The sequence below is a fragment of the Acidovorax sp. FW305-C-20-28 genome (assembly GCF_058783375.1).
In genome coordinates this window covers 596,343-607,537 of record NZ_JBYSYM010000001.1, presented here as the reverse complement: position 1 = coordinate 607,537, position 11,195 = coordinate 596,343, and the positions used below count along the sequence as shown (strand labels likewise).

Below are 11,195 nucleotides of genomic sequence, written 5' to 3'. Positions count from 1 at the left end.
CCTTGCATCTACAGCCCGTGCTGTAGATCCCGTGGAGCCCCAACCCATGTCCGCCGCACCCCGCCTCAAGATCGGCCTGTCCGCCTGCTTCCAGCATGCCGACCCCAACCGCCCGCTGTTCACCGGCAAGACCCTGCAGTATGTGGAGCAATCCATCGCCCACTGGCTCATGTCCGCCGGGGCCATGGTGGTGATGGTGCCCTGCCCCACGGGCGAGACGGCACGTGGCGACGTGACGCTGGCGCACTACGCCGAATGGCTCGATGGCGTGGTCATGCATGGCGGCGCCGATGTCTGGCCGGGCAACTACGGCGAGGAGCCGCTGCGCGAAGAGTGGATCGGCGACCGGGTGCGCGATCTGTACGACCTGGCCGTGGTGAAGGCGTTTGCCGAGGTGCGCAAGCCCATCTTTGGCGTCTGCCGGGGCCTGCAGTTGATCAACGTAGCCTTCGGCGGTGCGCTCTACCAGGACATCGAGTTCCAGCACCCCGGCGCGCAGCAGCACCGCAATGCCACCACCTACGACCAGCATTTCCACGACATCCAGATCGTTCCCGGCTCACGCCTGGCGCAGCTGTACCCCGATGCCCCGCGCGCTCGGGTCAACAGCATCCACCACCAGGGCATCAAGCGGGTGGCCCCGGACTTCGAGGTCGAGGCCCTGAGCGAGCCGGACGGCGTTCCCGAAGCCATCCGCCTCAAGCCCGCGCCAGGGCGCGGCTACATCGCCGCCACGCAATGGCACCCCGAGTTCCACAAAGTGGGCTCCGACACGCTGGACGACACCGCCATCCTCGAAGATTTTCTCGCGGCCTGCACCAAAGCCAAGGCGCAGGCGCCCTCCGAGCACCCGGCTTCACCCCTGCGTGACCGCGCCACCCGGCTGCTGCGGCGGGCCCTGCGCAAGGACCGGCAAAAGGCCGGTGCGTAGGGCCCAAGGCGCCGCGCATGCAGGTGCGGCAGCGCCACACAGCCCCAAAAGCGCCGACTTTCTCACGGAACCAGGCCCCCGAAGCGCCAGGATCTTCTGCCCAGGCCCAAGATCCTGGATACTTGGGGTCTGCAGAGCCCTACCCTAGCGAGAAGCGAGCCCGCACCATGAGTATCCTGGACCGCCTTCTGGGCGGCGTGCGCAAGCCGACAGCCCATCCAGAAGCACCCCACGCCGCTGCGGCCGTGCCCGTGGAGCGGCGCAGGCGCAAGCGCGTCAACGCGCGCAAAGGCACCAAGGTGCTGATCATCGACGACTCGCCGACCGTCGTTGCCGTGCTGCGCAAGACCCTTTCCTCGGCAGGCTATGAAACCCGTGAGGCACTCGATGCCGAGCAGGGCCTGGCGCTGATCGCCGAGGCCCCGCCCGATCTGGTCTTTCTCGACATCATCCTGCCGGGCATGAACGGCTTCAACGCGCTGCGCACCATCCGCAGAATGCCCGCCTCACAGCACATCCCGGTGATCATGATCAGCGGCAACGAGCACGCCACCGAGCAGTTCTATGCCAACCGTATCGGTGCCGACGATTTCATGAAAAAGCCGTTCTCGCGCCACGAGATCTTCGCCCGCATCGAGGCCCTGCTCGACGGGCAATTCGTGCCCCGGCGCCGGGGCGCTGCTGCCGGCGTGCCGCTGCCCCCGCCCTGATCTCCAGCGCCCCGCGTTCCCTTGGGTTCGGCGCCTCCCGGAAATCCCTGGCGTGTGCCAGTTGGCAAAAAAAAACTGGACGCCCGCCTGACAACAGTGCAAGGTCGCTTGTAGCTTTGGCAGGCAGGGCGCTCTCGAATCGGCGTCCCTCTGCCTATCTTCCGGCTTTGAGAGGAGGACACCATGCGAGCACCTGAGCGAAAACGAGAGGCGCTGGAGGGCCTGCGCCGCCCCCTTACCGGTGGGCCAGCGCCCCATCGGAAGCAGTACGCAGCAGCACTGGTCCTAGCGGCCGGCCTGCTGGCATGGCCCACGCAAGCCGGCACGCTGACCGGCACGCTGCAGTCGCAGATCCAGCTCACGGCGGGCTGTGTGATCGCCGGCAGCTCGGGCAACGCCTCGGGCGTGAACTTCGGTCTGCTGGACTTCGGCACCAAGCCCAGCACCTTCACGGGCATCGTCACGGCAACGGCATCCGGGGGCGAGAGCGTCTCCGGCCCCACGCAGATCGTCTGCTCACCCGACGTGCTGGGCATCAGCATCCAGGTGGGCGCAGGCTCCTTTCCCGGCCAGGGGGGCTCCATCGGCGTCGGCAGCCGCGCCATGCGCAACGGCAGCACCGCGGCCTATATTCCGTACGAGGTGTACCGCGACGCGGGCCACACGCTGGCCTACCCGACCGGATCGGCCGTCACCGGCATCACGGTGCCCGCCAATGGCGTGGCCTTTGCGCTGCCGATCTATGGCCAGATCAACAAGTCTGACCCCTCGGCCCTGCCGGCGGGCATGTACACGGATACGCTGCAGATCACACTGACCTACTGATCTCCGGGCGCCGGACCACCGGCCGCACACACCAGGAGACAGAGGCAGCAGGGAAGGGGTGGAAGAGGAGCGCGCAAGCGCTCACACCAGGCCGTGGCGGCGGCCGAGGGAGCATCATCGATGGTTCAAGAAATGCATGCGCGTGCAGGCAGGGGCTTGCACGCCAAACGCAGGAGCAGTCCGCAACGGGCCGTCGCACTGCCGCTGCTGTGCGCGTCGCTGGCCCTGTCCGTGGCAGCCATGGCCGCCACGGTGCCCACCAGCCCCTCCTTTGCGGTGAATGCCTCCATCGTCACGGGCTGCATCGTGTCCGGCAACTCGTCGCAGGTCACGGGCGTACCCTTCGGCTCGGTGAACTTCGGCACGCACTCCGCCGTCAGCACCGGTGCGGTGAGCGCCATGGCCAGCAATGACATGGGCATGCAGGCCAAGCTGGTGTGCACGGCCGGCACAGCCGCCCAGGTCAGTGTGAATGGCGGCCTGAACCTGCAGGGCGCGCAGCGCCGCCTGTCCAATGGGGCAGGCCAGTTCATTCCCTACACGTTGTCGCTGGTGGCCGGCACGGTGACCGCCCTCGCACCCAATGTGCCGGTCGGCATCACCATGGGGACGACGGCGACGGCCCTGCCGATCCGGGGCAACCTGGTTCTGCCCGGCTCCTCGGCCATGGCCGGGACCTATGTGGACACGGTGCAGGTGACCGTGACATGGTGAGCGCGCACGCTCCTGCCCCCCACACCGCAGCAGCCTCCTGGCTGCGCACCACGCGCCGCATGGCCTGGGCGCTCGCGGCCTGCGCCGGCTGGGCGCAGGCTGCGACCCCGCTGATGATCTGGCCGGTCGATCCCGTGATCACCGAAGAACAGCCGGCCGTCGCCGTCTGGTTGGAGAACCGCGGCACGGCCTCTGCCTCGCTGCAGGTGCGTGTGCTGGACTGGACCCAGACCGACGGCGAGGACGTGTTCTCCACGCAAAAGGATGTGGTCGCCAGCCCACCCATCAGTGTGGTGCCTGCGGGCAAGCGGCAGATGGTGCGCCTGATCGCCACCCGGCGCCCGCCCCCCGGGCTGGAGGAGGCCTACCGGGTGGTGATCGATGAACTGCCGGCCCCGGAAGACCTGGCGCAAAAAACCCCAGGATCCGAAGCCGGCATGGGCATCCGCCTGAATGTGCGCTATGCGATTCCGCTGTTCGTCTACGGCGAAGGGGCCCAGCCGTTTCGCCCGACCAAGCCCTTGTTCGGCAACGGCAAGGGCAAGCCCTTGCCGCCCGCCCTCACCTGGCATGCCATGAAGCAGGGCCCGCGCCACCTGCTCGTGGTGCGCAACCAGGGCGCAGGCCATGCCCGCCTGACCTCCGTGCAATGGAACGCCGGCAGCCGAGGCGCCGTCCCCATCAACGAGGGGCTCATGGGCTATGTGCTGCCGGGCAGCCAGATGCAATGGGAGCTGGAGGCCACGCCGCCGGCCAACCCCGAGCTCAAGGCCACGATCAACGGGGTTGAAACCCTGGTTCCCCGTGCACCGCGATGACCGCCCTGGCCTCTGGACCCGCGCTGGCCGAGCCCTGGTGCTCGCCGCCTTCCTCCCTGCCCAGCTGTCCGCGGGCACCTATCCAGCGCTGCCTTCGGCGCCCGAGGCGGCCGCGGAACCCACGGTGCTCTACCTCGATGTCGAGGTCAACGGCCAGGCCTTCGGCACCCTGGTGGAGGTGCGGCAGAACGGCCCCCATTTCGAGATCGACGCGCAGACCCTGCGCCAGATGCATGTGCAGAACGGCCAGAGCGCCGGCACACGGGTCGCGGTGGACACGCTGCCCGGCGTCACGGCCGACTACGACGCCCTGGGCCAGCGGCTGCGCCTTTCCGTGCCCGCGCAGTGGCTGCCCATGCAGCGCCTGGCCGATGAGACGCCCGAGGAGACGCCCACCGCCGCCGCGGGCAGCGGTGTGCTGCTCAACTACGACCTCTATACCAGCCACTCGCGCCTGCAGTCGCTCACCTCGCTGTGGTCCGAGCAGCGCTATTTCCGGCCGGACGGCGTGATCTCCAATACCGGCATCGTGCGCCTGCAGTCCACGGGCGGCAACCGCGGCTACATACGCCACGACACGCGCTGGACGCGCACGGACACCGCCAACGCCACGGAGACCACCTACGGCGACCTCGTGACCAACTCGCTGCCCTGGACCACCTCGGTGCGCATGGCCGGCGTGCAATGGGCACGCAACTTCGGCGTGCGCCCCGACCTCATCACCTACCCGTTGCCTGAGTTCGCGGGCCAGGCGGCCCTGCCATCGGCCGTGGACCTGTTCGTCAATGGCTTCCGCGCCGCCAGCCACCGCGTGGCGGCAGGGCCGTTCACGCTGGGCGAATTGCCCGTGGTCAGCGGTGCCGGCACGGCCTCGGTGGTGACCACGGACGCCCTCGGGCGGCAGGTGCAGACCACCATTCCGTTCTATGTGAACCGGGAGCTGCTGCGCCCCGGCTGGACCGACTACTCCGTCTCGCTGGGTGCATTGCGCCGTGCCTACGGATTGCGCAGCTTTGCCTATGGCCGACCGATCGCCACGGGGGTGTACCGCCAGGGCCTGTCGGAGCGCATCACCATCGAAGCCCAGGGACAGCTTGGCAAGGGCCTGGGCGTGGTGGGCATCGGCGGCATGGCCGGCCTGGGCATGCTGGGCATCGCCAATGCCTCGCTGACGCGCGGCCACACGGCGCGCTCCGGCAGCGGCTGGCAATACTCCGCCGGCTGGCAGTACAACACGCCACGCGCCGGCTTCTCGTTCCAGCAGACCGGCCGGGGCGCTGGCTTTGGCGACGCCAGCACCTACGCCGACGACGGTTACCAGCTGTCCCGGCGATCGCGCCAGCTGAGCGCCAGCTGGAACCTGGGAACGGGCTCGGTCACCGGGGGTTGGCTGGACCTGCTCAACGCCCGCAACGAGCGCACCCGGCTGGCCTTTGCCAGCTACAACCTGCCGGTGGCCCGCAACACCTTTCTCTCGGTCACGGCCGGGCGCACCCTGGAGACGCGCGAGAACCAGCTGCGGCTGCAGCTCACCTACTTCCTGGGCGACCGCTCCACGGCACAACTGGCTGCGTCGAAGAACCGCGACGCCCCCCAGACCTATGCCAGCTACCAGCGCACCATGCCGACCGAAGGCGGCTACGGCTGGAACGTCGCCCAGACGCTGTCGGGCGGTCCCCAGCGCTACAGCCAAGCCTCGCTGCAGTACCGCAACAGCACGCTGAGCGTGGAAGGCGGCATCAGCGCCAGCCCGGGGCAGACCCTGCAGTGGGGCACGCTGTCGGGCTCGCTGGGCAGCATCGACGGCCACCTGTTCGCCGCCAACCGCGTGTACGACGGCTTTGCGCTCGTCTCCACCCAGGGCATGCCCGGCGTGCCCATCCTGTACGAGAACCAGCTGGCCGGCTACACCAATGCCCAGGGCTACCTGCTGGTGCCCAGCGTGCCCGCCTACTACCCCGGCCGCTATGCGGTGGACCCGCTCACGCTGCCGGCCGACGTGGACATTCCGGCGCTGGAGCGGCGCATCTCCGTCTCGCGCAACGCCGGCATGCTGGTCGAGCTGCCCGTGCTCAAGCTGCGCACCGCCACCATCACGCTGGTCGATGCCCAGGGAACGCCCATGAAGGCCGGCAGCACGGTGCTCCACACGCCCGGGAACATGCAGACCGTGGTGGGCTGGGACGGCGTGGTCTACCTCACCGTGCTGCGGCAGCAGAACCTGCTGCAGGTGCGCACGCCCGAAGGTGACGCCTGCCAGGCCGAATTTTCCGAAGCGGCCTACGCATCGGTCCGCGACCTGATCGTCCGGTGCCTGCCCGTCCCGGCACGTGCCTCCACAGGAGCCGCAGCGAAATGACAAGAGCCTTCTTCCCCCTTGTTGGGCTGCTGCGCCGCTGGCGCCCGCTGTGGGCCGCGCTGCTGCTGGCAGCCTGCGCGCTGCCTGCTGCCGCAGTCTGCACCAACACCGAGACCGGTGGCGCGCTGGGCAGCTACCCGTCGCAGCGAGTGCAGAGCGGCACGCCCATCACGACCACGGCCGATTTCAAGCTCGGCTGCGGCACCGCGGTCGTCTCCCTGCTGGGCACGCCCACCCTCAAGGCCAAGATCACCACGGCCACCACGGGCCTCACGCTCAAGAACACCACCAACACGGCCCTCACCATCCCCTACACGCTCTCGCAGCTGGGAGGTGGCAGCTACACGCAGGGCCTGCTGTTGATCGACCTCAACGGCACCAACGCCGTCGCGCTGCTGAGCAACAACAACGCCACCATCAGCATGCGCATCACGACCCAGGTGGGCGCCAACATGCCGGCAGGCACCTACACCGACAGCATCACCGTGAACTGGAACTACGCCAACATCTGCGAGGGCGCCGCGGTGGGCAGCACCTGCGTGGGCAACAACCGCTCGGGCGACGTGGACCGCACGCTCATCGTCCAGCTCGTCGTGATCAACGACTGCACCATCACCGCTCCCGACATCAACTTCGGCTCGGCCCCGCTGCCCAGCGCCTTTCCCACGGTGTCGCAGAGCATTTCGCTCAATTGCACCAAGGGCATGACCTACACCGTCGGGCTCGACCCCGGGGGCTTCATCAACGGCACGCGCCGGCAGATGGCCAGCGGCGCCAACCGGCTGCAGTACAACATCTTCAAGGGCGATGCCAGCGTGTGGGGCAGCGTGGGCACGGCGCGCGTCTCCGGGCTGCCGGCGGCCGATGGCCTGACCCTGCAGACGATTCCCTACACGGCCACGGTCTACCCCGACCAGCCCAACCCGCCCGCGGGCGCCTACAGCGACACCGTCAAGGTGGACGTGCAGTTCTGACACCGGCCCACGCACACCAATAACCCTGCACTGGCCAAAACCCCCAAATAACTGTAAATTTATACAGTGATTTTGCAATCCAAACTCGCCATCCTGGCCGACGCCGCCAAGTACGATGCCTCCTGTGCGTCGAGCGGCGCTGCGCCGCGCGATTCCGTGGGCGGGCGCGGCATGGGCTCGACCGAAGGCATGGGCATCTGCCACAGCTATGCACCCGACGGGCGCTGCATCTCGCTGCTCAAGATCCTCTTGACCAACTTCTGCCAGTACGACTGCCTGTACTGCGTGAATCGCGTGAGCAGCAACGTACCGCGCGCCCGCTTCACGGTGCAGGAGGTGGTGCAGCTCACGCTCGACTTCTACCGTCGCAACTGCATCGAAGGGCTGTTCCTCTCCAGCGGCATCATCCAGAGCCCTGACTACACCATGGAGCAGGTGGTGGAAGTGGCGCGCGTGCTGCGCGAGGAGCACGATTTCCGCGGCTACATCCACCTGAAGACCATTCCCGACGCCTCGCCCGAGCTGATGGAACGCGCCGGCCGCCATGCCGACCGGCTGAGCATCAATGTGGAGCTGCCGACGCAGGAGGGGCTGGCCGCCCTGGCGCCGCAGAAGGACGGCGCGGCGATCACGCGCTCCATGGCGCGCATGGCGGTGCACATCGAGGATGCGCGGCAGGCGCGCAGGGAGCAGGCGAATGCCAGCGCTGTGTCCATGCCAGGCACGGCCCTTGCCCGGCGGGCAGCCGCGCCGCATTTCGCGCCCGGGGGCCAGAGCACGCAGATGATCGTGGGTGCCGACGCCACCGACGACCGCACCATCCTCGCCACCAGCGCGGGGCTCTACGGCGTGCACCGGTTGCGGCGCGTGTACTACTCGGCCTTCAGCCCCATTCCCGACGCCGCGCGGGCGCTGCCGCTGGTGGCGCCGCCCACGGTGCGCGAGCACCGGCTCTACCAGGCCGACTGGCTCATGCGCTTCTACGGCTTCACGCACGGCGAGATCGTGCCCGCGGGGCAGGGCGGCATGCTGGCGCTGGACATGGACCCCAAGCTGGCCTGGGCGATTGCCCACCGCGAGCGCTTCCCCGTGAACCTGAACACCGCGCCGCGCGAGCTGCTGCTGCGCGTGCCCGGCTTCGGCGTGCAGACGGTGGACCGCCTGCTGGCCGCGCGCCGCGTGCGCCGCCTGCGCCATGCCGACCTGGCGCGCCTGCATGTGCCGATCAAGAAAGTGCTGCCCTTTGTGGAGGCAGCCGATTACCGCCCCGGCCGCACGCTGGACGCCGCCGACCTCGCAGCCCGCCTGGCACCACCGCCCACGCAACGCAGCCTGTTTGACTGACCCCCTTCCCATGGCAAGCCACACCGTCACCCTCGCCCACCCCACCGACTGGACCGGTTTTCGCCAGGCCGCACGCACCCTGGTGCAGGCCGGTGCCGCGCCACAGGAGGTGGAATGGCTCACCCCACAGGCTGCCGCCAATGACCTGTTTGCAGGCCCCGTGGACGGCCTGCACGCCACAACCGCCGTGCCATCGCCTGCGGACCCGAGCGCGGTGCTTCGGGTGCCCGAGGCCTTTGTGCAGCTGTGCGAACGCCTGGTGCTGCACCGCAACCCGGCACGCTTTGCGCTCATGTACCGGCTGCTGTGGCGGCTGGCGCGCGAGCGCGGGCTGCGCCACGATCCGCTCGATACCGACCGCCTGCAGGCCCACCACATGGTGCGCGCCGTGGCGCGCGACATGCACAAGATGCACGCCTTTGTGCGCTTCCGCCCGGTGACCGACACTGCCGGCCAGACCGTGCAGGTGGCCTGGTTCGAACCCGACCACTTCATCGCCGAAGCCAATGCCGGTTTCTTCGTGCGCCGCTTCACGCAGATGCACTGGGCCATCCTCACGCCCGATGCCAGCGTGCGCTGGGACGGCTCGGCGCTGCAGGTCGGCCCCGGCGCGCAGCGCAGCGATGCACCGCCACCCGATGCGGGCGAAGCCCTGTGGCTCACCTACTACCGCCACATCTTCAACCCCGCGCGCCTGAAGACCACCATGATGCGCAAGGAGATGCCCCAGCGCTACTGGCGCAACCTGCCCGAGGCCACGCTCATCAGCGAGCTGACCCACGGCGCGCACGAGCGCAGCGGGCGCATGGTGGCGGCGCCGGCCACCACGCCACGCAAGCCAATTGCGCCGCTCATCCCGTCGCACGCGCACGCATCGCACTGAACTGCGGCGCGGGCTCGGCCACCGTCCAGCGCCAGGGCAGTGCGTTGGCACGCCACAGGCCACCCTGCACGTGCAGGCGCAGCACGCGCTGCGCGCCGGGCCAGCGCGCACGCGAGGCCTCGTCCCACAGCAGTTCGGCGCGGGCCGCCACATGCAGCAGGCCGCCCTCCTCGTAGTCCACCCACAGCAGCCCGGCCTGCGGGTGCAGCGCGAGGTTGCCCAGGGTGTTGAAGAACAGGTTGCCCGGGTAGTCGGGCAGGCTGAGCACCACGCCCTCGGCCGTGGGCTCGGCATGCACGAAACCGGGCTCGCCGCCGCGGTGGGACACATCTACCCCCTCGTTGCGGCGGGAGCCCGGGTGGGCCGCCGACGCGCTGGCGATGAACATCGTGTCGCTGCGCGCGATCAGCGCCAGTGCGGCGGCATCGAGCCCCGCGCCCAGGGCCTGGGCCGGGGCGGGCGGCGTCACCTCGGCACGCAGGCCGGGCGCGCGTGCCTGGATGTACTTGGGGCAGTTACCAAAGCTCTGCACCACATCCATCACCAGGCCCTCGCGTGCGCCGAAGGCGGCCACCCGCCCGTTCATGCGGTTGCGCCGGCGCGTGTGCGGCTCCAGGCCCAGCACGCCCACCAGTGCCCCTGGCGTGAGCTGCGCCAGCACCGGGTCGGCTGCATCGGGTACCACCGCCATCTGCATGCTGCGCGCATCGGGCGTCTGCACGAAGCCGGGTGCGCCAGCCACCATGGTGGCCCAGGGCTGGCCCTGGCCATCGAGCGCGCCGAGCAGCAGGGTGGGCAGTTTCTCGAACAGTTCACGGTGCTGGTCGGGCATGTGGTCGCGCAGCACCACGGGGCCGACCGCGGCCATGCGCTCGCGCACGCCCACGCGCTCCTGCAGCGCCTGTTCGCCCACGTGGAAGGCGGCAGCGGCCCCGGCGCTCATGCTGGCACCACGGCGTCAGGGGCGGGCAGGCGGTCGGCCAGCGGCACATAGCCCGGCAGCGCTTCGGTGCGCGCCACCCAGGCCGCGATGCGTGGGTAGCCGTCCAACGAGAGCCCGCCGATGGGCGCCTGCGAGGTGTAGCTCACCATCGCGATGTCGGCCAGCGTGGGCCGGGCACCGCCCAGCAGCCAGTCGCGGCCTTCGAGCGCCTGCTCCATGAAGTCGAACAGCCTGCGGCCGATGGCCAGCGCGGCCTCGCTGGGCTCGCGCCCGGTGATCGCGGCAAAGCGTGCGCTCGACGCCCCGGGCGCCAGCATGCCGGCCGCCAGGCTGAACCAGCGCTGCAGGCCGGCCTGGCCCACCGGGTCCTGCGGCATCCAGTGGCTGCCGGGCGCATAGCGCTGCACCAGGTAGACCAGGATGCCGTTGCTGTCGGACAGCACCAGATCGCCATCGACCAGCACCGGGATCTGGCCCAGCGGGTTGCGCGCCAGGTGCGCGGCCTGGCGGTGCTCGCCGGCGATCACATCCACATGGACCAGCTCGTGCGGCAGGCCGAGCATGGACAACAGGAGTTCGACGCGGTGGCTGTGGCCCGAGATGGGCATGCGGTAGAGCGTCAGGGGAGCAGAGGGTGCCATGGCAAAGGTCCTTGGGAAGTGGAGGAACAGGAATGCCTCCACGATATCCATTG

Annotated in this window: 11 protein-coding genes; 9 read left to right on the top strand and 2 right to left on the bottom strand. The window is 69.3% G+C overall.

What is annotated here, in order from left to right:
* The first annotated feature begins 46 nt into the window (after positions 1–46).
* From AC3WOH_RS02840 to AC3WOH_RS02800, 9 genes are all read left to right on the top strand, one after another.
* Positions 47–931 (top strand): gamma-glutamyl-gamma-aminobutyrate hydrolase family protein, encoded by an 885-nt coding sequence (locus tag AC3WOH_RS02840; protein ID WP_492227881.1) that lies wholly within the window; start codon positions 47–49, stop codon positions 929–931.
* Between the two features lie 167 nt (positions 932–1,098).
* Positions 1,099–1,641, top strand: coding sequence for a response regulator (locus AC3WOH_RS02835; protein WP_492227880.1), 543 nt, complete (start codon positions 1,099–1,101; stop codon positions 1,639–1,641).
* A 183-nt stretch (positions 1,642–1,824) separates the two neighbouring features.
* The gene (locus AC3WOH_RS02830) at positions 1,825–2,466 is read left to right on the top strand and encodes a Csu type fimbrial protein (RefSeq protein ID WP_492227879.1); all 642 of its coding nucleotides are present in this window, start codon (positions 1,825–1,827) and stop codon (positions 2,464–2,466) included.
* Between the two features lie 156 nt (positions 2,467–2,622).
* Complete coding sequence (locus AC3WOH_RS02825) at positions 2,623–3,180, top strand: Csu type fimbrial protein (RefSeq protein WP_492227878.1); 558 nt, start codon at positions 2,623–2,625, stop codon at positions 3,178–3,180.
* On the top strand, positions 3,174–3,998 hold the full coding sequence (locus AC3WOH_RS02820; RefSeq protein ID WP_492227877.1) for a fimbrial biogenesis chaperone: 825 nt from the start codon (positions 3,174–3,176) through the stop codon (positions 3,996–3,998). Before AC3WOH_RS02825 ends, AC3WOH_RS02820 begins: the two co-directional genes overlap by 7 nt.
* Positions 3,985–6,357 carry a fimbria/pilus outer membrane usher protein gene (locus AC3WOH_RS02815; RefSeq protein WP_492227876.1) on the top strand — a complete coding sequence of 791 codons (2,373 nt, stop codon included), beginning with the start codon at positions 3,985–3,987 and terminating at the stop codon, positions 6,355–6,357. Before AC3WOH_RS02820 ends, AC3WOH_RS02815 begins: the two co-directional genes overlap by 14 nt.
* The gene (locus AC3WOH_RS02810) at positions 6,354–7,331 is read left to right on the top strand and encodes a Csu type fimbrial protein (protein ID WP_492227875.1); all 978 of its coding nucleotides are present in this window, start codon (positions 6,354–6,356) and stop codon (positions 7,329–7,331) included. The genes AC3WOH_RS02815 and AC3WOH_RS02810 overlap by 4 nt, the downstream gene beginning before the upstream one ends.
* Before the next feature lie 66 nt (positions 7,332–7,397).
* Complete coding sequence (locus tag AC3WOH_RS02805) at positions 7,398–8,675, top strand: putative DNA modification/repair radical SAM protein (protein ID WP_492227874.1); 1,278 nt, start codon at positions 7,398–7,400, stop codon at positions 8,673–8,675.
* A 10-nt stretch (positions 8,676–8,685) separates the two neighbouring features.
* Positions 8,686–9,558, top strand: coding sequence for a TIGR03915 family putative DNA repair protein (locus tag AC3WOH_RS02800; protein ID WP_492227873.1), 873 nt, complete (start codon positions 8,686–8,688; stop codon positions 9,556–9,558).
* Here the strand turns inward: AC3WOH_RS02800 and AC3WOH_RS02795 are convergent.
* Positions 9,527–10,501 carry a flavin-nucleotide-binding protein gene (locus tag AC3WOH_RS02795; protein ID WP_492227872.1) on the bottom strand — a complete coding sequence of 325 codons (975 nt, stop codon included), beginning with the start codon at positions 10,499–10,501 and terminating at the stop codon, positions 9,527–9,529. The two genes, AC3WOH_RS02800 and AC3WOH_RS02795, sit on opposite strands and share 32 nt — an antisense overlap.
* Positions 10,498–11,142 (bottom strand): glutathione S-transferase family protein, encoded by a 645-nt coding sequence (locus AC3WOH_RS02790; RefSeq protein ID WP_492227871.1) that lies wholly within the window; start codon positions 11,140–11,142, stop codon positions 10,498–10,500. Before AC3WOH_RS02790 ends, AC3WOH_RS02795 begins: the two co-directional genes overlap by 4 nt.
* Positions 11,143–11,195: the final 53 nt, after the last annotated feature.

What these genes read in the sequence shown, in the direction of transcription:
- AC3WOH_RS02840 (WP_492227881.1), top strand. Translation starts at nt 47, where the DNA reads ATGTCCGCCGCACCCCGCCTCAAGATCGGCCTGTCCGCCTGCTTCCAG.
- AC3WOH_RS02820 (WP_492227877.1), top strand. Translation starts at nt 3,174, where the DNA reads ATGGTGAGCGCGCACGCTCCTGCCCCCCACACCGCAGCAGCCTCCTGG.
- AC3WOH_RS02830 (WP_492227879.1), top strand. Translation starts at nt 1,825, where the DNA reads ATGCGAGCACCTGAGCGAAAACGAGAGGCGCTGGAGGGCCTGCGCCGC.
- AC3WOH_RS02790 (WP_492227871.1), bottom strand. Translation starts at nt 11,142, where the DNA reads ATGGCACCCTCTGCTCCCCTGACGCTCTACCGCATGCCCATCTCGGGC.
- AC3WOH_RS02810 (WP_492227875.1), top strand. Translation starts at nt 6,354, where the DNA reads ATGACAAGAGCCTTCTTCCCCCTTGTTGGGCTGCTGCGCCGCTGGCGC.
- AC3WOH_RS02835 (WP_492227880.1), top strand. Translation starts at nt 1,099, where the DNA reads ATGAGTATCCTGGACCGCCTTCTGGGCGGCGTGCGCAAGCCGACAGCC.
- AC3WOH_RS02795 (WP_492227872.1), bottom strand. Translation starts at nt 10,501, where the DNA reads ATGAGCGCCGGGGCCGCTGCCGCCTTCCACGTGGGCGAACAGGCGCTG.
- AC3WOH_RS02800 (WP_492227873.1), top strand. Translation starts at nt 8,686, where the DNA reads ATGGCAAGCCACACCGTCACCCTCGCCCACCCCACCGACTGGACCGGT.